The following is a 20,742-nucleotide window of genomic DNA, read 5'->3' as shown; positions in this document are numbered from 1 at the left end:
TGACAGCGCGGCCAGGAACTGCTCGTCCCACGCGCTCTCGTCGGCGTCACGCCATCGATGCTGCCGGGGACATTGCCAGTTCGGTGTCTGATCCGGAAGAAGGCAACCGCCGAGTGCCAGATCCCCATCCACGAGCAGCCGCACGACGGCCAAGGTCAGGTGCACGCTTCCGCCGCAGAGCACGCGCGGCGGCGGGCTGCGCACGGGTCACAGAGCGTGGCGACGTACGTTCGGCGCGGCTCCCGATCATGCCGATGAGCGCGCACCCCTGGCTTCCGGAGCGACGTCACGTGACGAGCACGGCGGTGAGCATCGAGAGATACGACTCGTGGGCGAGACGCAGGCTGTCAAGGTCGGACGTCTCGAACCACGCCACAGCGTCGTGCTCGTCCGGCGCGGCGTTGACGGGTGTTCCGGTCCACCTGTCGACCAACCAGATCTGCATGTCGAACGTCGCGGTCCGGATCTCATGCATCGGCGGGCTGGACGGCTTCGACGCCGTGATTCCCAACTCCTCCCGAAGCTCGCGGACAAGGCTCTCTTTCGGATCCTCCCCCTCCTCAACATGACCGCCCGGCAGGTCCCACACGTCGGGATACCAACGGCGTCCGGCGCTTCGATGACACAGCAACACCCGATCGCCGTCGCGAAGAACGGCCGTCACAATCCGGACCGGACCGGAGTCGTCAGCGGAGATCGTCATCGGCACATTCTGACCCATGCGGATCTGCCGCAGAGCGCTCCCGACGCACTGGCCATATCAGCTGGCCCGATGAGCGTCCCCGGGCACGTCGCGCTTCGTGACTGAAGGTGACGTCGGCGCGGGTCGTTGGTGTCCGACCATCCCGATGACGAGCGTGCGTCTTCGTGTACGAGGTCGGTGCCAGTGGGTCGTCCAAGGGCGGCGTTCGCCGCGCTCGCTCCGCAGTTCACCCTTGGGGCGCGTGCACTGACACGCAGCAGTCACCGTCCGTGTCGGCCGGGGTAGACGATCGCGCGCACGACTCTGCCGATGAGCGGACACCTGATCTTGGTTCCGGTGTTGGTGTGCGACGACTTAGGTGGCGCCTTGTTGCGCGGAGCCGAGACCCGCGCGGGCTGGTACCGCTCCGGGCTGATCGTGTGGCAATCACCGAAACTCGTACTAGCGAAAATAGGTTTGCCGTGGAAACCTATTGGCATGACCACTGATTCGGTGCCCGCCGGCGGCGATCCCCGCCGGCTGCTCTCCGACGTGCGCGCCCTCGCCCACCGGGTGCGTCTTGACCAGCGGGTGACCTGGATCGCGCTGCTGGTGTTGGCTGCAGTGACGTTGGCGGCGATCCCGGTCGGCCGGTACTTCCTCGACGCCGACTGCGGGCGCGCATTCGCCGAGGGCGGCACCGGGGCGTGCTACATCCGGGGTCTGGACAGGGCGTTCTACTGGCTGCCGGCGCTGCTGCTGGCATACACGGCGATCGCCCTGTACGCCGTGCGGGTCACCCGGGCGCGGGGGCTGGGCGCTCGGGTGCTGCCGTACGTGCTCACCGGGGTCGCGCTGGCCGTCCTGTCCGCCGTCGCGTGGCTGCTGGTGTTCCTCTACTGGCAGAGCCACCCGCTGCCGACCGAACCGTTGCCGTCCTGGGTGATGCTGCTGGACCGCCTGATCGCACCGGTAGGCACGATCGGGGTGGCGCTGCTGGTGCTGGCCTGGCTGGAGCGGCACCCCGCGCTGCTGCTGTTCACCCTCGGATATCTGGCGCTGGTGCTGGTGCCGATCGACACCTTCAGGATTCCCCGCTTCTGGGGACACGCGACGGACTTGCTGCTGCCGCAGGTCATCGGCGGCGCCGCGCTGCTACTGGGCGCGGTCGGTTTCGCGGTGGCCCGCGGGCGGCAGCGGTGACCACCGAGGCCGACATCCCCCACCCGCACGCCCCGTCCGCCCATCCGGTCAACGGCCTGGACGACGTGGTGCACCAACGGGTCAGATTGGGCATCCTCACCATCGCGCACGAGGCCCGACGGGTGGAGTTCGGCTACCTTCGCACCCAACTGGAGCTGACCGCCGGCAACCTCTCCAAACACCTCGGCGTACTCGAGAACGCCGGCATGATCGCCGTGGAGAAGGGGTACGAGGGCCGGCGCGGCCGTACCTGGATCACCCTCACCGCCGCCGGCAATACCGCGCTCGCCGAAGAGATCGCGCGACTCAAGCTGCTCATCACGCGCGTCGAGACCACCGACACCCCGGAGGATCGATGACCATCGCCCCGACCCGCCGACACCTGCTCACAGCCGCGCTCGCGGCCGGTGTCGCCGTGCCGCTCGGCGGCGCCGGCCGCGGGTGGGCGGCGCCGGCCGCGCCTGGCCCGGCACGGCCTACCCTGCCCCCGCCCACCGGGCCGCACCGGGTGGGCACCGTGTCGCTGCACCTCGTCGACAAATCCCGCCCGGATCCCGTCGCCGGCCCGGGGCACTACCGCGAACTCATGGCCAGCGTCTGGTACCCCGCCACCCATGACGCCCGGCGTCACCCGGTAGCGCCGTGGCTGCCCGCCGCGCCGATGCGCGCGCTGCTCGCGTCCGCCGGGTTCGACGCCGACGCCGCGGCGGCACCCTTCACGGCCGGCCGTGTGGGAGCGCCGGTACTGCGGACACCCGGACGGCGTCCCGTGATCGTGTACTCCCCCGGCAACGACAGTCACCGTGCCGAGGCCACCATTGTGGTCCAGGAACTCGTCAGCCACGGCTACGTCGTGGTCACGGTGGATCACACGTACGACGGATTCAGCGAGTTTCCCGACGGCCGGCTCACCGTCCCCCTTCGCCAGTCGTTCACACCGTGGGACTCCTCCTACGACCTCCGGTTCGTCCTCGACCGTGTCGAGGACCTGGCCGCCGGCCGCAATCCCGACGCCGAGCGCCGTCCGTTGCCGGCCGGCCTGGGCGCCGTGCTCGACCTGCGCCGCATCGGCATGGCCGGCTGGTCGAAGGGCGCGACCGCGACCGCCCTCGTCATGAACCAGGACCAGCGCGTCCGGGCCGGGCTGAGCCTCGACGGCCCGATGCAGTCGAACCCACCGGTCACCGAGATCGGCCGGCCGTTCATGCTGATGACCGCGGAGTACACCCGGGCCGCCGAGCCGAGCGTCAATGAGATCTGGTCCTACTACCTGCACGGATGGCGGCTCAACGTGCACGCCGACGGCGCCGCCCACTCGTCGTACATCGATCACCAGTGGCTGATCCCGCAACTGGCGACGATCATCGGGATGAGTGACGAGGAACTCGCCAGCTGGATCGGCGCCCTCGACCCGTTCCGGGCGGTACGGATCCAGCAGGCATACCCGCTCGCGTTCTTCGACCTGCATCTACGCCACCGGGGACACCTGCTGCGTGGCCCGAACCCGGCATTCCCGGAAGTGCAATTCATTCCCTGACCCAGCCATCGAGCTCCAGGGGGCTTGCGCCGGGGCGGCCGTGGACGCCGGAGTCGCCGATGACGGTACCGCGCTCCCGAAGCACTACTGGCCGAATGTGCGTGCTTGGCACGCGAGCGTTACGACAGGCCTGTCACACCGCCAGGCGGGCGACATTGGTGTCATTCGGGGGTGGACCTTCTCGGTTAGACGTAGCTGAACAAGGGAGGAAAGACGAGGACCACGATCCAGGCCCACGCGGCGTACACCGGCAGGTAGCCGGTCTGCCAACGTTCGAGCGCCGCGAACGGCGTGCGCCGACGGATGAAGGTCAGCAGGAGCCACGCCGACCACGCGAGGTTGACCAGCAGGATGACGTTCTCGCCGAGCGCGGCCGCCCTATTGGGCGTACTGCCGTATTCGTCGGTGATGCGCCCGGTGATCTCCATCAGCACCAGCACGTCGATGGCCAACGCACTGACCACGAGCGCGAGCTGGAGTTTGTCGAACGGGCCGGGCGGGGCCAGCGGATCGCGGGCCGAGAGCGAGTAGAGCAGCAGCCCCAGCACCACGACCAGCAGAAGGTCGAACAGGATCAGCGCTTCGCGCTCGACGTCGATGCCGTGGCTGGTCCAGACGACGGCGACGAGGAAGGCGAGGAGGGCGGCCGTGAAGAGCGGGGTGAACAACCGCGTGAGGACGGGCGCGATGTTCTCGACGACACTCTGCTTGGCCTCTACGAGCCACCCGGCCACGACGACTGCGGCCGTGGCGCCACAGGGAAGGAGCCAATGCGAGATGAACTCCTCCGGGACGATTCCGATGGCCTTGAAGGTGTTGAACAGGAAGGCGGCGAGTACACCGCCGCCGAGGGCCATGAGTACCAGGTAGATGAACCACTCGCCGGTGAAGCGGATGAAGTCCATGCGTCGACGGGAGGAACGCCAGTCGTCGGCGACATAGGCCAGACCGACCACGAGCCACAGGGCGATGGGAAGGTGGATGCTGGTGACGACCACGGACTGCGACTTGTCCGCCAGGGGGTAGACATTGGCCGCCACGGCGCCGAGAGCGAACAGCGCCATCAGTGTCGCGATCACTGACCGTCGGGCTTTCCGGCGCCAGGCCAGGAACGCCGCCAGCCAGGGCAGCGCGAACAGGGTGAAGTTCCGCGCGTAGAACGAGCTGTCGTCCTCAAAGCTCAGCCCGAACAGTGCCGGCACCTTGACGGACGCCGCCGCGCCCGCCGCGCAGCTGACCATGACCCACAGGTCCCGCCCGGAGCGCGTGCCGGCGACCGGGCTGCCGGGATCGGCGGTCAGCACCAGCTGTTTCCACAGCCGTTCCGAATGCTCCCGGGCGAACTCGCGGGAGAGTTCGTCGAGGCTGCCCATCCGTTTGACCGCGACCAGGAACGCCTCATCCGGGCTCAGGCCTGCTGTGACGAGCTCGTCAACGGAGCCGCGGAGGTGGTCTTCGAGCTCGTCGGCGTCGAACGGTTGCAATTCCCTGCGGCGAAGCACGTACCGGCGCCACTGCTCGAACTGCGCTTCCAACTCCTCATGCCCGTCCTGCCCCGTCATGCGCCGCTCTCCAACGGGTTCACCGTCAGCGGCACACGGTCACGCCAGATCTCCTTGAGCGCGTCTACGACGGTGTCCCACTGCCGGCGCTGCTCGGCCAGCTCAGCCAGACCCTTGTCGGTGATGCGGTAGTACTTGCGCTTTCGCTCGCCGGTAACCGTCTGCCAGCTCGACTCCACATAACCGAGGCGCTCAAGCCGGTGCAACAACGGGTACAGCAGTCCCTCGGTCCAATCCAGCTCGCCCCCGGACAGCTCGTTGATCCGCCTGAGGATGGCGTAGCCGTAGCTCTCGCCCTCGGTCAGGATGCCGAGCACCATCGGTGTCGCCGAGGCGGCCACCAAATCCTTAGCGACCTTCACGAGACCTCACCCAGCCCCTAACCCTAGAAGTACGATGCATAGTACTGGCAGGTATCCGCTGACGCAACGGCCGGTTACCTGCCCCTGCCAGCGGTATCCGCGATCCGCCGCCGCACGGACGCACTGTTCTGCCGCGAGGCGGGTGCCCTCTGGTCCCGACGTGACAAACCGCCGCTACATCACGGCGATCGGGTAACCGATGGCGGCGATGTCTTCCCTCAGGTCGGCGACGGTGAGTTGAGGATTGAGGGCCTGTATAACGGGGTCGGTGAGCGGCCGGTGGGCGACGACGTGCTCGACTGCCGCCCGGTCCACCTCGATCTCGTAGTAGTCGCCGGCGAACTCTACGAACCTGTCGACGATGTCGTCGAGCAGGATCTCAAGCATGCCGGACCCATCCGGCCCGATGCCGTCGTACCGCCCGCGCAGTGGTGGGAAGGTGATGCCCTCGCCGGCGTGCCAGCGGTCGTCACCAACCAACCGCCACAGCACCGCGGTGGCGAGGAACTGCCCGGACTCGTCGCAGAACGCGGGTTCCTCCAGCTGCGGGCGCAACACTGCGGGGATGCCGTCAAGCAGCCCCGGCCACAACTCGTGGTCCGGATCGCCGTAGGGCGACATTGCCGACTCATGATCAAAGACCCGGATGAACGCGCCGTCGGCGGTGAACACGATGGCCCACTCGTCGCCGCTGCCGTTGCTCATCAGCGCCGCCTCGTCCGTACCCCAGGTCGAGATGTAGGCGTAGTAGGCGGCGCCGCCGTCGATGATGCGTTCAAGCACGGCCAATGCCTTGCAGCGCTGCCGCAGCCGGTCGATGGAAGGCAGCCTGGCGGCGATGTCGTACGCGGTCACCGGGTGACCCTACTTCGGGGCAGGCAGCGGCTCGATCGCCCACCTGACCGGGCGCTGGCGGTGCCTATGCGCCCTCCGATATCGCGCACTCAGTTGGCCTGGACCAGTACCAGGTGCCGCGTTACGACGCCTGGTACCGCCACATAACCCTCGTACTGGTGGCCCACGCCTACCTCGCCGTCACCACCGCCCACGCTCAAAGGGGACACCCAACCCCATCATGAACAGCTCATCCCCCTCACCCTCGGCGAGGTCCGCCGTCTCCTGGCACACCTGATCACCACCACCCGATCCTTCGAACACACCCATCGATGGTCACGATGGCGACGCCGACACCAGTACCGCGGCAAACAAGCCCACTACCAGCGAAGACACCGAACCAACCAGCTACGACTGGAGTACTGGGCGGATTCGGGAAGGGAAGCCGGCTAACCCTTCAGGCCGGTGTGCGCCAGCCCCTCCACGAACTGCTTCTGCGCGATCACGAAGACCACCAGCACCGGAATCGCGGTCATCGACGCCGCCGCGAGCTGGACGTTCCACATCGGACCGCCGTACACGTCGACGAACTGGGTCAGCGCCTGCGGCAGGGTGAACTTCTCCGGCGAGGAGAGGTAGACGATCGGTTCGAGATAGAGATTCCAGCTGTGCAGGAAGGTGAAGATCGCCACCGCCCCCAGCGCCGGCCGGGCCAGCGGCAGCGCGATCCGGTAGAAGGTGGCGAACCGGCCCAGCCCGTCGACCCGGGCCGCCTCCTCCAGCTCACCCGGCAACGCGAGGAAGAACTGCCGCATGATGAAGGTCGCCAGCACGCTGGGCGCGCCGAGGATCGGCACCAGGATCAGCGGCCAGTGCGTGTCGACCAGCCCCAGCTTGAAGAACATCTGGAACAGCGGGACGATCGTCACCTCGCTCGGGATGAGCAGGCCGGCGAGGACCACCAGAAAGAGCAGGTTCTGGCCGCGGAACCTGATCCGGGCGAAGGCGTACCCGGACAGTGCCGACACCGCCAGCGTGCCGAGGGTGACCACCAGGGCGATGTACATGCTGTTCAGGTACTGCTGCCCGAACGGTTGGAGCTCGAAGACCCGCTGGTAGGCGTCGAAGCTCACGCTGGTCGGGATCAGCTTCGGCGGGAAGGCGAAGATGTCGGCCACCGGCTTCAGCGACGAGGTGACCATCCACCAGGTCGGGAAGACGAACGGCACACAGAGCACCAGCAGTACGCCGTACAACCACAGCCGGGCCCGCCGGGACAAATTACGACTCATGGAACACCCACCTCTTGCGCATCTGCCACTGGAGCACGGTCAGCGCGAGCACGATGACGAAGAGCAGGATCGACAGGGTGGCGCCGTACCCGAAGTGATGGAACTGGAATGCCTGCTGGTAGAGGTAGTAGACGAGCACCGTGGTGGAGGTGCCCGGCCCACCCTGGGTCAGCACGGCGATCTGCGCGAAGACCTGCAACGAGCCGACCACGGTGATGATCGACGTGAGCAGGATCGTCGGGCTGATCAGCGGTACGGTGATCCGCCAGAACTGGCGGGGCCGGCTCGCGCCGTCGACCTCGGCGGCCTCGTACAGCTCGGCCGGCACCCCCTGGAGCGCGGCCAGGAAGAGCACCATGTTGAGGCCGACGTTCTTGAAGACCTGGACGACGATGACCGACGCCATCGCGGTCCCCTCGCCACGCAGCCAGTTCGGCCCCGAGATCCCGACCATGTCGAGCAGCCCGTTGATCCCCCCGTTGTCCTGGAGCAGGAAGCCCCAGACGATGGTCCAGGCAACCAGCGACACCACCACCGGGGAGAAGAACAGGGTGCGGAAGACGACCGTCCCGCGCAGCCGCTGGTTCAGGAGTACGGCGAGCAGCAGGGCCAGGCTGAGGTTGAGCACCACCAGCCCGACCGAGAACAGCCCGGTCGCCCGCAGCACGGACGGCAACGTGCTGTCGTCCGCCAGCGCCTGGTAGTTCTCCGCGCCGACGTACTCGAAGGTGCCGGCCAGCACGTTCCACTCGTGCAGGCTGTACCACACCACCAGGACCAGCGGCAGGATCACGAAGACCGCGCTGCCGAGCAGTTGCGGGGTGACGAAGAGGTAGCCGGCCAACTGGTCGCGACGCCGGCTGGTCCAGTACGGCCGGGGCCGGCCAGCCGTGCCGCCGGATCTGGAGCTGCCGGCCCGGCCGGAGGCACGCCCGCCGGGCCGGTCGCCGGCGGCGGGCCGGGGTGCCAACCGGCCCGCCGCTTCGTCCGTCTGGGACATCGTCCGGCTTCCCTACTTCGCCAGCAGCGGCTGGATCTTGGCGCAGACGCCGTCGAGCACCGCTTTGACGTCCGCGTTCGGCGTCCAGAGCGGGTCGAGCGCGGCCCGCACCTGCTGGCTCAGCTCGGCCTGCCCGGTGTGGTTGGGCTTGACCACCCCGTTGGTGATGCCGTCGACGACCACCTTCTGCAACTGCTCCGGCTTGAGCTTCGGGTTGGTCTTGGCCAGCGTCTCCGCCGTCAACTGCGACTGGCGCGGCGGCGGGAAGAACTGCGCGAGCTTCGTCGAGTTGTCGGGGTTGGTCAGGTACGCCAGGAAGTCCAGCGCGGCGTCCGTGTGCTTGCCCTGCTTGAGCACCCCGATACCGCCCTGCCCGATCACCGCGTACGTGCCCTTCGGCCCGGCGGGCAGCGGCACCAGGTCCCAGCCGAAGCCGCCATCCTTGAGCAGCGAGGCCCGGGAGATCTGGGTGACGGTCATGGCCGCGTCGCCGGCGAAGAAGTCAGCCGTGGTGCCGGGGCCGGGCAGCGCCTTGTCGACGAAGATCGCCTTGTGCAGGGTGGTCATCGCGTCGACCATCTCCGGGGAGGCGAAGCCGCAGCTCTTGCCGTCCTCGCTCCACGCCGCCGCACCCCAGCCGGTCCAGAGCGTCGACAGGTTGTCCCAACCCTTGTAGTCGAAGTCCCGGATCACCAGGCCGGCCTTGCCGGTCTCCCCCTGCACCGCGGCGGCGGCGCCGAGCGCCGTCTGCCAGTTCCACTGCCCGGCCGCGATCAGCTCGGCCGGAGTCCTCTGACCGGCCGCCTTCAGCAGGTCCGTGTTGACGAAGACGCCGAACGGCGAGGTGGAGAACGGGTAGCCGTACAGCTTGCCATCGTCCTGCCAGAGCTTCAGCGGCCCGGGCGCCAGGTCGTCGTACCGGTAGCCCTCGGTGGACCGCAGCTTCTCGTCCAGCGGCAGCAGCGCGCCGGAGGAGACGAAGTCCGGGGCCGAGTTCTCGAACACCCAGGCCAGGTCGGGGGCGTTGCCCCCGGCGATCTGGGTGGTCAGGCTGGTGGTGTAGGTGTCGAACGGCAGCGGGTCGAAGGTGATCCCGGTGACGTTCGGGTGACTCTTCTTGTATTCGTCGGCGATCTGGTTGAACAGCGCCAGGTGCTGCTCGTTCGCCGTCCAGACCGTCATCCGCAGGCTGGCCGGACCGCTGTCGCCGGCGTCGTCCCCGCCGCCGCAGGCGGCAAGGACGGCCATCCCTGCGAGCGCCGCGGCGGTGACCCGCAGCCCTCTCCCTATTCTCACTTCTCTCTCCTCACCATCAGTAACCCACGACCTCGGGCCAGCGGATCTCGACGCCGGCCTTCGTGATTCGGTCCTGGAAGTCGGCCAGCAGGCCGGGTGTGTCGCGTACCGCCCGCGGCGACTCGCCGCGGGCCAGGCAGAAGTCGGCGAGCAGGCCGGCGACCTCGCCGACGTTCCACTCCACCGGGTGCAGCCGGTAGCTGCCGTTCGTGATGTGCGTGGTGCCGATGTTCTTGCCGGCCGGTAGCAGGTTCTCCATCCGGCGCGGCACGAGCGCGCCGAGCGGGATCTCGAACGGGCAGGAGCCGACGTCGATGTAGTTGTCGCCGCCGGTGGACGGGTGCAGGTCGATCCGGTACATCCCGACCCCGACCGAGTCGGGGTAGCACACGGCACCCTTGTCTCCGCGGACCGCGAGCGAGAGGTCCTGCTCGACCACGGTGTACTCGGCCCGGACCCGCCGCGACTCCCGGATGTACGGCGCCTGGGCGAGCCCGTCCGGGCTGCCGGTGACGTCGCCGCGCAGCCGCAGCCCCGGGAAGCCGGTGCCGCCGTCGGGCCGGGGCGCCTCGGTCTGCAACCAGTACAGGACGGACTTCGACAGGCCGCGGGCCCGGACCAGGTGCGCCTCGGCGTCCGGTACGTCGATGACCGGGCTCTCGAAGTAGTCGATCATCGGCCAGTTGACCAGCGTGATGTCGCTGCCGTACACGCCGTCGACGAAGTTGCGCCGGGCCGCGATCCGGCGGAACGTCCAGAGGTTGCCGTCGCCCGGGTTGACCCGCTGGTCGGCGTCCACGCTCAGCGGATCGTCGTCCGGGTTCGGAGTGAAGCTCCGCTCGACGATCTCCAGCGTCCGCGGGTGCGGCGAGCGCCAGGAGAGCATCCGGTCGCCCCAGAAGTCCGGGCGGTAGTTCCGCCAGAAGTCGTACTCGGCGGGCCGGTCGATGGTGTGGTCGCCGGCGACGTGGTCGATGGCGAAGCAGACCGAGACCGCCTGCATGTTCGTCGGCTGTGCGGTGTCCGGCGCGCTGGGCTCACCGGTCTCGGCGCTCGACTCGAACCCGGTGACGTACTCGGTGCCGGTCAGCGGCAGCAGTTCGCCGGTCTCGGTGGCGTCCAGCACGTACGGCGCGGTCACCTCGATCCGGTCGCCGCCGTCGCGGTGTGCCAGCACCACCCCGACGACCCGGTCGCCGTCGGTCTCGGCCGCCACCGGCCGGTACGGCTGGAGCACCGTCAACCGCCCCGCCCCCCGGTACGGCGCCAGCATCTGCTCGAGCACCGCGACCGCGACCCGGGGCTCGTGGCAGAGTCGGCTGACCCAGCCGGCGCCCGGGTTCAGGTCGGTCCACGCCCGGGACCGCTCGGTCAACGGGTAGTACCGCCGGTAGTAGTCCCGGATCCCGTCGCGCAGCGCCCGGTAGCTGGCGGTCACCCCGAACCGTTCCACCCACGAGTGCTCGTCCGGCGGAACGGCCTGACTGGTGAGCTGCCCGCCGAGCCAGTCGTACTCCTCGGTCAGCACGACCGTCCGACCGGCCCGGGCCGCCGCCAGCGCCGCCGCGACCCCGCCGAGGCCGCCGCCAACGACGAGGACGTCCGCACGCATCTGTGTCACTTGCTTCCTTCCGATTGCAGATCAGTTCGCCGCGCCGCACCGGACCTGCCCGGTCGAGTCGCGACCGGCTCGGTACGCCGCACCGCGCCAGGTTCGGTGGGCCGCACCGTCACCGGCGCGCCCCCGCCACCCCGCACCGGCTGGCCGAGGGTGGTGCCGTCGACCAGCTCGCACGCCAGCAGCCGCTGGGGTACGTCGGGCGCGGTGCCGTCCACCACGGCCGTCAGCACCTCGACGGCCCGCCGCCCCATCTCCTCCCGGGGGATGTGGAATCCGGTGAAGGTGACGTCGGTGGGCACCGGGGTGGTCGGGTCGCCGAGGGTGAGGATCGAGAGGTCGCCGGGGACGGCGAGCCCACGCCGCAGGGCGGCGGCCCGGAGGTCGACCGCGGTGCCGAAGTCCTCGACGAAGACGACCGTGGCATCCTCGGCGAGCAGGTCGTCCAGCATCGCGTCGGTGCTCCGGCCGGTGCCGATCACCTCGAACGCCCGTTCCGCGCTGCCGGCCTGCTCCGCGAAGCCCCGCCGCCGGTCGGCCGACGACTCGGCGGTCAGCCCGGTGCCGAGGTACGCCAACCGGCGGTGCCCGGCCCGCTGGGCCCACTCGCCGAGCTGCCGTACGGCGGCGGCGTAGTCGGCGCCGACGTATCGGACCGGGCCGTCGGCGTCGTCCCGCCGGCCGACCGCGACGTACGGGTACCCGTCGCGGTTGAGCCGGGACAGCTCGTCAGCGTCGATCTCGCGACCGAGCAGGATGCATCCGTCGGCCAGGCGCAACCGGTTGTCCTGGTGGAAGACCCGCCGCCGCCCATCGGTGACCGGCGCGCTGGTGAAGAGCAGCAGGTCGCAGCCGACACGCTCGGCATACTCCTCGATGCCCACGAGGAATGGGTGGAAGAAGTCCCGGCTGCCGCTGGGGAAGGCCGGCTCGTAGGTGAAGACGCCGATGATCCGGTTGAACCGGGAGACCAGGCGGCGGGCGACCGGGTCCGGGACGTAACCGGTTTCCTGGATCGCGCGCAGCACCCGATCCCGGGTCTCCGGGGCGATCCGGACCTCCGCGTCCGCGCGGTTGTTGAGCACGAGGGAGACGGTCGCCTGACTCACGCCGGCCAGGCGAGCGATGTCGCGCTGGGTAACCCGCTTCGGTACGGGGGTCACGGTCCGTCACCCTTCTCTCAATTGCTAATACGCATTAATGAGCGATGTCTTGGGATCTTGCTTCCTGTCGCAGTGCGCTGTCAAGAGCCGAATCGGTGGTTGCCTCGTCACTTTTGCGTTACCTAATGCGAATTAGCCGGCGGCTAGCAAGGCTTCGCCGGGGGCCGTGGGGCCCAGAGACGACCGGTCCCGCCGTTCGTCGGCAATGACGGAGAGTGACGACAAACGGCCGGATCGAAATCACCAAGGGTGACCAGATGGCGTTTCCCACCCCGCAGTCCGGGGTGGGAGAGCAGGACAGGGTACGAAGGCGCTCAGCCCCACCGGCACGGCGTCGCCCGGTGCGGAAACGGCAGGACGACAGGCGGTGGTGGTGCCGGTCGGTGGAGTGGCGGCATGGGCGCGACCGGTTACCGACGGTGGTCCGGTGGCCCGGCGCGAGCCGGTCGGCGAGGTGACCCGGCGCGTACCCACGGCCGGGGGTGACCTGGCGTGACCCGACCAGATCTGGCACAGCTTCCGGCTACTCACTCCGGCCCACGACCGGGATGGCCACGGAGCCGGTGTACCGGTCACACTGCCGGGAGCTGCTGGACCGGGCCGCGGGCGAGGACCCCCGCCCCGGTCACGGCCGCCGAGTGCGGCATCGCGCTGTGCGAGACCAGCCCGCGGTTGCCACCGAGCGCCAGCGCCGCTGGTCTCCACGTCCGCATGTGGACGCTCGACCAACCGCCGCCGATCGAGATGGCGGACAACGGTGTCCACTACGAAGCCGGCTCTCCGCGGCCTCGGCGCCCACTCGACGCGCATGCTCTGGCGCCGCTGGACCGAGACCGCATCGTCGGCAGCTTCCGCCAGCCGCACGGGCGCGTACGCGCCGGGAGGTACCACCCCCGGCCCCGGATCACCGTCCAACCGGATCGAGGGGCGGGTCGAACGGCGGGTTGAAGTAGGGATCGGCGGCGAAGGCGGCGAAGGCCCGCTGCGCCGGGCCGCCGTCCGGAACGGTGACCCGCCAGTGGTTGTCGGGGTCGTCGCCATCCCGGTGGAAGTAGAGGAACGCCTTCAGGTTCGGGTACGAACTCCTGATCACACTCCGGGTGCTCTCCAGCCACTCGGCCTGGACCGGGTCCACGTCGGCGCGGTGCACGCCGGTCTCGCCGACCATGAACGGCTTGCCCTGGGCAACGGCGTACGCGTGCGCGACGTCGAACATGAGGTCGAAGGGCCGGTAGTTGTACTCCGGCCGGTCCGGCCTCGGCCGGGCGTAACCGTCGGCGGCGATCCAGTCGACGTGCTCGTCACCGGGGTAGAAGTCCTCCGCCTTGAACGTCTCCCGGTACGCCCGCCAGGTCGGACACCAGACGAAGGCCACGTTCGGCGCCTGGGCGAACTTCCAGTGCACGTACCGCCAGGTGTCCGTGAACAGCTTGGTGTCGGTGTAGCGCAGGTCGAATTCCCAGGTGTAGCGGAGGAACATCGGGGCGCCGAGTTCCGCCAGCCGGCGGGCCTGGCCCTCGATCTCGGTGTCGTGCAGCCCGGCGAGGATCTCCCGGAGCCGGGGCTCCTCGCCGGCACCCCAGGAGAGCATCGGGATCCGCCCGGCGGCGATGTCCTGCTGGATCCGGGTCAGTGGCAGCGCGGTGCCGGCGTGCTGGAAGCTGTGGTTGATCCGCAGCCCGTGGCCGATCTGCGACTCCAGCGCCTCCGGCTGGGAGACCCCGGAGTCGTTGCCGGCGTACACGTACGCGCCGAAGTGTGCCCCGGTGGCCGGTACCAGGTCCGCGGCGAGCCCCGGGGTGGCCGCGGCGGCCGGCCGACCAGCGGCCGCACCCACGTACGCCCCGACAACGGCGCTACCGGCCAGGGCGAGCAGGGTACGTCGATCGATCGTCACCATGGCTGTCACCCGATCCCGATCAGCGTGAACTCGAGTTCGGGCACCGACCGCCCGGTACGGTGATCGGTGACCGCCACACCCCACTGGGTGAACTCGGGTGTCTTGTCCCGGTAGCCCCGGTTGCCGCGCAACTCGATCCGCCTGCTGTTCCGCACGCTGACGCCGTACGGGTACGGGCCGAGGACGGTCGCCACCCGGAACAGCACCGAGTTGCCGAAGAGCAGGTCGGAGGAGTCCTCGATCTCGACCGCCTGCGACCGCCAGCCGTAGAGGTGGTCCTCGGTCTGCAGGCCGAGGAACTGCCACCGGGACACGTCCCGGAGCACCACCTCGCGGGTCTCGTGGTGCTCGACAGAGATCTCGTACACCCGGGTCGGGACCGCGGTCTCCTCGACGAGCAGACCGTTGTCGGCCCAGCCGTTGACGCTCCAGACGTTCGCGATCGTCCCACCGCCACCCCGGACCCAGATGCCGTACTTGTGCCGACCCCGGTAGGTGTAGCCCGGGTCACCGGAGGCGACATCCTCGGGGTGCCACTTGACGAACTGTGTCGTGACGTCGGCCAGGTAGGACCCGGTCCCCGACTGCCACAGCAGGTTCACCGAGCCCGGGGTCTGTCGGGCGGTGTCCAGGCCGATGCCGGTGACGATGTTGCGACCACCGTGCGGCGTGGCGACCAGGGCGCGCGGCGCGGCCGGGTCGCTGAAGTGCGAATGCCCGTCGGCGGCGAGCAGCCAGGTCTGCCGGGGATGCAGGCCGACCAGGTTCGACGTCTTGCGCAACCGGAGCGTGTCACTGAACAGGTAGCGGCCGATCGGCACGAAGACGGTGTCGTAGCGGTCCACCGCCGCCTGGAAGACCTCGAGGTCGTCGGTGCCGGCACCGATGGTCCGGCCCATCCGGGCGGCGACCTCGGCCACGCTGACCCAATTGCTGACCGGCGGCAACGCCGGCACGTCGGTCCGCAGGGCGTCCCGTATCCGGGACACGGGCGCACCGGGCGCGAGGTCCGCGTCGACGCCGTCGCGGCGCGACTCCCGACGGCTCAACGCCCGCTCCACCCGCAGCCCGTAGGTCAGCTCCCGGATCCGGGTCGACGCCCACGGGGTCCGGGTACGGGCACCGCTCTGGGCGAGCACGAGCAGGTCGCGGGTGTTGGCGGCGGTACAGTCGAGCAGCGTCAACTGGTTGCTGTACCGGATCAGGTCGTTCTCCGCCCCGGGAATGCTGCCGCTGTCGTTGAGCACCACCGCCGCGTCCCGGACGTCCTGGAAGTGGGAGTCCTGGAGGTAGAGGTGCTGCCACTGCCCCTCCGCGCTGGAGAACCCGCGTGGTACGTCGGCGACGGCGGTCCGGACCACCACGAGCTTGGCGTCGTTGAACATCTCCACGGCGGCCTGACGCTGGCCGGAGAAGCGGCAGTCCAGCAGGGTGGTCTGCCAGCCGGCCGAGGCCGCGTACGCGTAGAGGCCGATCTCGCCGCCGGTGACCCGTACCCGCTGGATGAGGTTCGCGTTGTGGTCGATGCCGGTACGGCCCTCGCCGACGTCGATGTCCAGGTCCTGGAGAATGCAGAGCTGCGCCCCGCCGAACCGTACCGCGACCGCGTCGGGATTGCCGGGGTCGATCCGGATGTTCAGGTTGACCAGCGCCGAGCCGAAGGTGTCGTTGTTCGCGTACGTGATCGGGCCGCCGACCGGGCGGCGACGGAAGGCGAAGACGTCCCGGGCGGTACCGGTGGCGTACCCCGGCGAGTTCGCACCGAGCAGGAACAGCGGGCGGTGGGGGCCGAAGCCGACGACCCGGACGGAGTCGTGGACGTTGACCGGGGCGGAGAGCCGGTACGTCCCCGGCGGGACGAGGACGACCCCGCCGCCGTCGCCGTGCGGGAAGTCCCGCGCCCCGCCGAGAATGTCACCGAGTTTGTTGGCGATGCCCCGACGCGACGCCTCGTCGATGGCGACCTGTAGGGCCGCGGTGTCGTCGCCGACTCCGTCGGCGTAGGTCTCGAAGCCGGGTGACCCGAGCAGGACGGCGGTGGGATCCTGTGGCTGCGCGGTGATCGTCGACCCGAACGCGGTCGGGTCCCAGCGGGCCGCTGCCCCGCCGGCGGCGGCCTGGCCCGGTTCGGGCTGCCCCGCTTCGGTGAGGCCCGGTTCGGTGGGGTTCGCCGAGGCGACGCCCGGCAGTAGTGGTACGACGGCGAGGCCGACTCCGGCGGCGACGAGGCGCCGCCGGGACAGCCCGGTGAGATCGGGTGTTCTGTCCACGAGGGACGTACTCCTTTCGGTGGACGGGTGGGGGTCAGTGCGCGGTGTGGGGCGGGACGGTTACGGTCTGCCCGAACTCCAGTGAGCAGGGCAGCAGCCGGTGGCGGCCGGCATCGGCCCGGCCCTCGATGAGTTCGACCAGCAGCCGGAGCGCCTGCTCACCCATCTCCTCTCGCGGAATCCGGAACCCTGACCAGGTCAGGCCGCTGTCGACGGGGCGGCCGGCGGCCACCTCGGGCTGGCCCAGGATCGCGATCGACAGGTCGGCGGGAACGGCGAGGCCCCGCCGGGTGGCGGCGGCACGGATCCCCTCGGCCCGGTACGCCTCGGCGAGCACGAGCCCGGTCAGCCGGTTGTCGCGGACCACGTCGAGAATCTCGTCGGGCGCGAGGTCGGCCGGGTCAAACGAGGTGGGCCGCAGGCCGGCCTCCCGCATCGCGGTCCGGTAGCCGGTCAACCGGTCGAGGATCGACTCACGGTCGCTGAGTTCGCCGACGAAACCGATCCGCTGGTGGCCGCGGTCCAGGAAGAGGCGTACGACGTCGCGCGTGGCCCCTACGTAGTCGGCGCCGACGTACGGCAGGTCGGCCGCGCCCGGCAGCTCGCGACGGCCGACGAAGACGAAGGGAAAACCGTCGTCGACGAGGTGGACGAGTTCCTGCTTGTCCTCGCTGTGACCCAGCAGAATGCAGCCGTCGGTGACGCCGAGATGGGCCCGGGCCTTGCCGGAGAGCCGACGACGGCCACGCTCGACCTGGGCGCTGGTGAAGAGCAGCAGGTCGCAGCCCCACCGTTCGGCCTCGCCCTCGATCCCGACCAGGAACGGGCGGTAGAAGTCGCCGCTGCCCCGGGGAAAAACCGGTTCGTAGGCGAAGACGCCGACGATCTGGTTACGCCCGCCCGCGAGGCGCTGCGCGACTGGATTGGCCGAGTAGCCGGTCCGGCTGATCGCGTCGAGTACCCGCTGCCGGGTGGCGTCGCCGACGCGGTCCTGTTCGCCGTTGAGCACCAGCGAGACCGTCGCCTGGCTGACGCCAGCCAACTGTGCCACGTCGGCCTGAGTGACTCGTCTCGCTCCCATGGCTCTCCTCGTTATGCGCATAACGTCGCGGGCCGCCGGACAGAACTACAGCGGAGCGGTGCGTGTGATCTTGTTGCTTGGCAAGATCGATGTCAAGAGTGTTACGGGCGGGGATCCGTCAGGTAATCCGAATAACCATCCGATCGCCGGGGGTCACCCCGGCCAGCCGGAGGAGTCGGCGGGCCGCCGAGCGGCTCGGCCAGTTGCCGGGCGTCGTCGGGGGTCCTGGTAGGTGGTGGAGTTCTTCCTCGCGGATCCGCAGAGGCGACGTCGACCGCCTCCGGGCCGGCGGTCGAGACCACAGACGCCGGGACGTTCCTGCCCGAACCAGGCGCCGGGCCCACCACCGCCCAGGTCGCCGCACGCTGGACCGGAGGCACCGGACCCAACACTGCCGTCTGGGAGCCCGGCATCACCCTCGCCCTCCCCACCGACCTCGTTACCAGCGACAACCTGGCCGCGATCACCCACTCCGCCGCCTAGCACAGCAGCCTGAACCTTTTTCAACCTGGACCGCGCGGCGCTCACGCACCGCGTCCGACCTTGCGGTCCGCCGGACCGCAAGGGGAGGTTGAAAAAGGTTCACTGTTGGCGGGACGCCCGATTCCCCATTCCACTTCGGTGGGTCGCACCGATCCGTAACATCGGGATTATGAGGGCTGGAAATGGATTCAGCGGTCCGATGGACGAATCGCGACGCCCCGGACCGGGCGGGCATTCTCCGAAACAGGAAGCCACGGAAGAGTGCCGGACTACCGACACTTCTCCGTCCGGGACACACAGCGGAGACAGCGAAGGCCGGAGAGCTGCCGTACGCAACGGGATTCGCCGCCGCCTGGCCCGGCTGGCGATCCTGGTCACGGTACTCGTACTGGTGCTGGTGGCCGGCGGGCTGGTCGCTGGCTGGCTGTACGGCAGGTCGATAGACCAACGGATCGAACGGCTCGACGTATTCGGTCCCCTGCCGCAGGAGGGGCGGCCAGCGAAATCCGCTGACGGCCCACTGAATTTCCTCGTCCTCGGGCGGGACGCGGCCGACCCGGGCGAGAACAGTTCGCGTACCGACACGATAATCCTGGTGCACGTACCCGCGGACCGCGAACGCGTGCAGGCTATTTCCATTCCCCGCGACACCTGGGTCACCATTCCGGAGACCGCGGACGGACGGCCCGCCACTCAGGCGAAGATAAACGCCGCGTACGCATGGGGTGGGGCGCCGCTCATGGTCAGCACCGTGGAACGGTTTACCGGAGTCCGGATTGACCATGTGGTGGTCGTCGACTTCGCCGGCTTCGCCCAGATCGTCGACGCGCTCGGCGGCGTACAGGTCACGGTGGACCGCACGTTCGTCGCGAGCGAGCCGCCGCACCGGGCGTTCGTGCAGGGAGTGCGGCATCTTGACGGAGCGTCCGCCCTGGACTACGCGCGGGAAAGGCACGCCTTCCCCGACGGTGACTTCGCCCGGATGCGGCACCAGCAGGACCTGATCGCGGCCATGGTGGACCAGGCGGCACGCGGGGAACTGTTGACAAACCCACGCCGCCTGGACCAGTTCCTGCGGGCCGCCGCGCAGGCGGTCAGCGTCGACGAGAACCTCTCGCTCTTCGAGCTCGGCTGGACGCTACGCCGGCTGACCAGCGCCAGGATCAGCATGTTCACCAGCCCGTCCGCCGGTACCGGAATGGTCGGCGACCAGAGTGTGGTGTTCGCCGACACGGCTGCCGCCGGTCGGCTCTTCGAGGCCGTCCGCACCGACCGGATGGACGGGTGGATCGCGGAGAACACGACGCCGTGACATCGATGGCGCGGCGGACCGACGCGTCGGACCCTCCTGACTTCTCCCGACGCGCGTGTCCAACCCGGTGTGCCAGCCGGCCCGTCCGGAGCCGCGCGCCGGGGAACGCGGGTCGGAGCGCAGACCGGCGGAAGAACGCCGGGAGTGCCGGCCGGGGGTAGAAGCTCCGGCGGAGCACGGCGAGCTGGGCGGTGCGGTCGGTCGCAGCGTCCGCCCAGCCGCGCGGTGCGGTCAGCGGGTGCGCTGCCAGTAGCGGCAGGTCCAGTCCACCGAGACGAGTTCGTCGGTGATGCCGAACTCGGCACGGAAGTCGTCGACCGCCTGCCGGCAGCCCCGTACGGCGTGATAGTCATCGATGATGACGTATCCGCCCACGGAGAGTTTGGGATACAGCGACCGCAGCGCGACACTGGTGGAGTCGTAGAGGTCGCCGTCCAGCCGCATCACCGCGATCCGCTGCACGGGCGCGTTCGGCAGAGTGTCCTCGAACCAGCCCGGCAGGAACCGCACCTGGTCGTCGAGGAGGCCGTAGCGCCGGAAGTTTTCCTGCACCTGGTGCAGCGGCACCGCGAGGAACGGCACCTGCCACAACGCGTCCTCGACGTCCTCGGTGCGGTGGGCCTGCGGCCGGGGCAGGCCCCGGAAGGAGTCGGCGACCCACACGACGCGCTCCCGGTCGCCGTAGGCGGCGAGCAGCGCCCGCATAAAGATCGTGGTGCCGCCCCGCCAGACCCCGGTCTCGATCAGGTCACCGGGCACTCGCTGCCGGAGGACGTCGAGCACGCACCGCTCGACGTTGTCGAGCCGGCGGAGCCCGACCATCGTCTCGGCGTCCGGTGGCCAGTCGCGGCCGTTGGCTCGGGCCTCGGGGTCGAAGGGGAACCGGCAGACCACGTCCAGTCCGCGCCGACGTAGCAACCGCTGCCCCTGGCGATAGAGCACGCTGCGCAGCCGGCCAGGGCGTGGCACGTAGGGCTGCCAGGTCTCGCCGAAGGCGTACCGGGTCAGGGTCCTCTTCAGCAGGTCGCTGTACAGCTGCCTGGGATCGCCGAGGGACCGTCCCGTCGGCTGCGTCGGCACCAGGGTTTCGGACATGGTTTCTCCAGATCTCAATTGGGATGTCGGGACGTGCGGACCGTCGGTTTGG

18 protein-coding genes are annotated in these 20,742 nt (G+C 69.5%); 4 read left to right on the top strand and 14 right to left on the bottom strand.

From position 1 onward, the window contains the following. Positions 1-286 precede the first annotated feature (286 nt). Positions 287-703 (bottom strand): NUDIX domain-containing protein, encoded by a 417-nt coding sequence (locus tag ACSMXO_RS12085; protein WP_455417770.1) that lies wholly within the window; start codon positions 701-703, stop codon positions 287-289. A 477-nt stretch (positions 704-1,180) separates the two neighbouring features. Between ACSMXO_RS12085 and ACSMXO_RS12080 the strand changes: the two genes are divergently transcribed. The 3 genes from ACSMXO_RS12080 to ACSMXO_RS12070 are packed head-to-tail and all read left to right on the top strand — an operon-like array spanning position 1,181 to position 3,422. After that, positions 1,181-1,885: a hypothetical protein gene (locus tag ACSMXO_RS12080; protein ID WP_455417769.1), complete on the top strand. Its 705-nt coding sequence runs from the start codon at positions 1,181-1,183 to the stop codon at positions 1,883-1,885. Further along, positions 1,882-2,244, top strand: coding sequence for a transcriptional regulator (locus ACSMXO_RS12075; RefSeq protein WP_455417768.1), 363 nt, complete (start codon positions 1,882-1,884; stop codon positions 2,242-2,244). Before ACSMXO_RS12080 ends, ACSMXO_RS12075 begins: the two co-directional genes overlap by 4 nt. Next, positions 2,241-3,422, top strand: a complete 1,182-nt coding sequence (locus ACSMXO_RS12070) for an alpha/beta hydrolase family protein (RefSeq protein ID WP_455417767.1) — start codon at positions 2,241-2,243, stop codon at positions 3,420-3,422. The genes ACSMXO_RS12075 and ACSMXO_RS12070 overlap by 4 nt, the downstream gene beginning before the upstream one ends. A 185-nt stretch (positions 3,423-3,607) precedes the next feature. On the opposite strand, the gene ACSMXO_RS12065 is transcribed toward ACSMXO_RS12070, so the two are convergent. The 12 genes from ACSMXO_RS12065 to ACSMXO_RS12010 form a co-directional block, all read right to left on the bottom strand. Further along, positions 3,608-4,984 carry a permease prefix domain 1-containing protein gene (locus ACSMXO_RS12065; protein WP_455417766.1) on the bottom strand — a complete coding sequence of 459 codons (1,377 nt, stop codon included), beginning with the start codon at positions 4,982-4,984 and terminating at the stop codon, positions 3,608-3,610. Continuing rightward, positions 4,981-5,346 (bottom strand): PadR family transcriptional regulator, encoded by a 366-nt coding sequence (locus ACSMXO_RS12060; RefSeq protein ID WP_455417765.1) that lies wholly within the window; start codon positions 5,344-5,346, stop codon positions 4,981-4,983. The genes ACSMXO_RS12065 and ACSMXO_RS12060 overlap by 4 nt, the downstream gene beginning before the upstream one ends. A 174-nt stretch (positions 5,347-5,520) precedes the next feature. Continuing rightward, entirely contained in the window at positions 5,521-6,201 is a 681-nt protein-coding gene (locus ACSMXO_RS12055) for a hypothetical protein (RefSeq protein WP_455417764.1), read from the bottom strand. A gap of 428 nt (positions 6,202-6,629) precedes the next feature. Then, positions 6,630-7,472 carry a carbohydrate ABC transporter permease gene (locus tag ACSMXO_RS12050; RefSeq protein ID WP_455417763.1) on the bottom strand — a complete coding sequence of 281 codons (843 nt, stop codon included), beginning with the start codon at positions 7,470-7,472 and terminating at the stop codon, positions 6,630-6,632. Beyond that, positions 7,462-8,472, bottom strand: a complete 1,011-nt coding sequence (locus ACSMXO_RS12045; protein WP_346263280.1) for a carbohydrate ABC transporter permease — start codon at positions 8,470-8,472, stop codon at positions 7,462-7,464. The genes ACSMXO_RS12050 and ACSMXO_RS12045 overlap by 11 nt, the downstream gene beginning before the upstream one ends. A 12-nt stretch (positions 8,473-8,484) precedes the next feature. Next, entirely contained in the window at positions 8,485-9,768 is a 1,284-nt protein-coding gene (locus ACSMXO_RS12040; protein ID WP_455417762.1) for an ABC transporter substrate-binding protein, read from the bottom strand. 16 nt (positions 9,769-9,784) lie between these two features. After that, the gene (locus ACSMXO_RS12035) at positions 9,785-11,380 is read right to left on the bottom strand and encodes an FAD-dependent oxidoreductase (protein WP_346263289.1); all 1,596 of its coding nucleotides are present in this window, start codon (positions 11,378-11,380) and stop codon (positions 9,785-9,787) included. A gap of 5 nt (positions 11,381-11,385) precedes the next feature. Then, positions 11,386-12,549, bottom strand: a complete 1,164-nt coding sequence (locus ACSMXO_RS12030) for a LacI family DNA-binding transcriptional regulator (protein ID WP_455417761.1) — start codon at positions 12,547-12,549, stop codon at positions 11,386-11,388. Positions 12,550-13,121: 572 nt separating this feature from the next. Continuing rightward, positions 13,122-13,262, bottom strand: a complete 141-nt coding sequence (locus ACSMXO_RS12025; protein WP_455417760.1) for a hypothetical protein — start codon at positions 13,260-13,262, stop codon at positions 13,122-13,124. Between the two features lie 191 nt (positions 13,263-13,453). Beyond that, on the bottom strand, positions 13,454-14,449 hold the full coding sequence (locus tag ACSMXO_RS12020; protein WP_455417759.1) for a glycoside hydrolase family 26 protein: 996 nt from the start codon (positions 14,447-14,449) through the stop codon (positions 13,454-13,456). Positions 14,450-14,454: 5 nt separating this feature from the next. Further along, entirely contained in the window at positions 14,455-16,719 is a 2,265-nt protein-coding gene (locus ACSMXO_RS12015) for a glycosyl hydrolase family 28-related protein (RefSeq protein ID WP_455417758.1), read from the bottom strand. A 34-nt stretch (positions 16,720-16,753) separates the two neighbouring features. Continuing rightward, positions 16,754-17,800: a LacI family DNA-binding transcriptional regulator gene (locus ACSMXO_RS12010; protein WP_455417757.1), complete on the bottom strand. Its 1,047-nt coding sequence runs from the start codon at positions 17,798-17,800 to the stop codon at positions 16,754-16,756. Positions 17,801-18,482: 682 nt separating this feature from the next. Between ACSMXO_RS12010 and ACSMXO_RS12005 the strand changes: the two genes are divergently transcribed. Further along, the gene (locus tag ACSMXO_RS12005; RefSeq protein WP_455417756.1) at positions 18,483-19,595 is read left to right on the top strand and encodes an LCP family protein; all 1,113 of its coding nucleotides are present in this window, start codon (positions 18,483-18,485) and stop codon (positions 19,593-19,595) included. 231 nt (positions 19,596-19,826) lie between these two features. Here ACSMXO_RS12005 and ACSMXO_RS12000 read toward each other — a convergent pair whose 3' ends face one another. Next, a complete protein-coding gene (locus ACSMXO_RS12000) occupies positions 19,827-20,690 on the bottom strand; it encodes a TylF/MycF/NovP-related O-methyltransferase (protein WP_455417755.1) in 864 nt (287 codons plus the stop codon). Between the last annotated feature and the right edge of the window lie 52 nt (positions 20,691-20,742).

Source organism: Plantactinospora sp. DSM 117369 (assembly GCF_053764795.1).
This window is presented reverse-complemented; position numbering and strand designations above follow the sequence as displayed.

What these genes read in the sequence shown, in the direction of transcription:
- ACSMXO_RS12010 (WP_455417757.1), bottom strand. Translation starts at nt 17,800, where the DNA reads ATGGGAGCGAGACGAGTCACTCAGGCCGACGTGGCACAGTTGGCTGGC.
- ACSMXO_RS12085 (WP_455417770.1), bottom strand. Translation starts at nt 703, where the DNA reads ATGACGATCTCCGCTGACGACTCCGGTCCGGTCCGGATTGTGACGGCC.
- ACSMXO_RS12035 (WP_346263289.1), bottom strand. Translation starts at nt 11,380, where the DNA reads ATGCGTGCGGACGTCCTCGTCGTTGGCGGCGGCCTCGGCGGGGTCGCG.
- ACSMXO_RS12070 (WP_455417767.1), top strand. Translation starts at nt 2,241, where the DNA reads ATGACCATCGCCCCGACCCGCCGACACCTGCTCACAGCCGCGCTCGCG.
- ACSMXO_RS12000 (WP_455417755.1), bottom strand. Translation starts at nt 20,690, where the DNA reads ATGTCCGAAACCCTGGTGCCGACGCAGCCGACGGGACGGTCCCTCGGC.
- ACSMXO_RS12080 (WP_455417769.1), top strand. Translation starts at nt 1,181, where the DNA reads ATGACCACTGATTCGGTGCCCGCCGGCGGCGATCCCCGCCGGCTGCTC.
- ACSMXO_RS12025 (WP_455417760.1), bottom strand. Translation starts at nt 13,262, where the DNA reads ATGCGGACGTGGAGACCAGCGGCGCTGGCGCTCGGTGGCAACCGCGGG.
- ACSMXO_RS12020 (WP_455417759.1), bottom strand. Translation starts at nt 14,449, where the DNA reads ATGGTGACGATCGATCGACGTACCCTGCTCGCCCTGGCCGGTAGCGCC.
- ACSMXO_RS12045 (WP_346263280.1), bottom strand. Translation starts at nt 8,472, where the DNA reads ATGTCCCAGACGGACGAAGCGGCGGGCCGGTTGGCACCCCGGCCCGCC.
- ACSMXO_RS12005 (WP_455417756.1), top strand. Translation starts at nt 18,483, where the DNA reads ATGGACGAATCGCGACGCCCCGGACCGGGCGGGCATTCTCCGAAACAG.
- ACSMXO_RS12050 (WP_455417763.1), bottom strand. Translation starts at nt 7,472, where the DNA reads ATGAGTCGTAATTTGTCCCGGCGGGCCCGGCTGTGGTTGTACGGCGTA.
- ACSMXO_RS12065 (WP_455417766.1), bottom strand. Translation starts at nt 4,984, where the DNA reads ATGACGGGGCAGGACGGGCATGAGGAGTTGGAAGCGCAGTTCGAGCAG.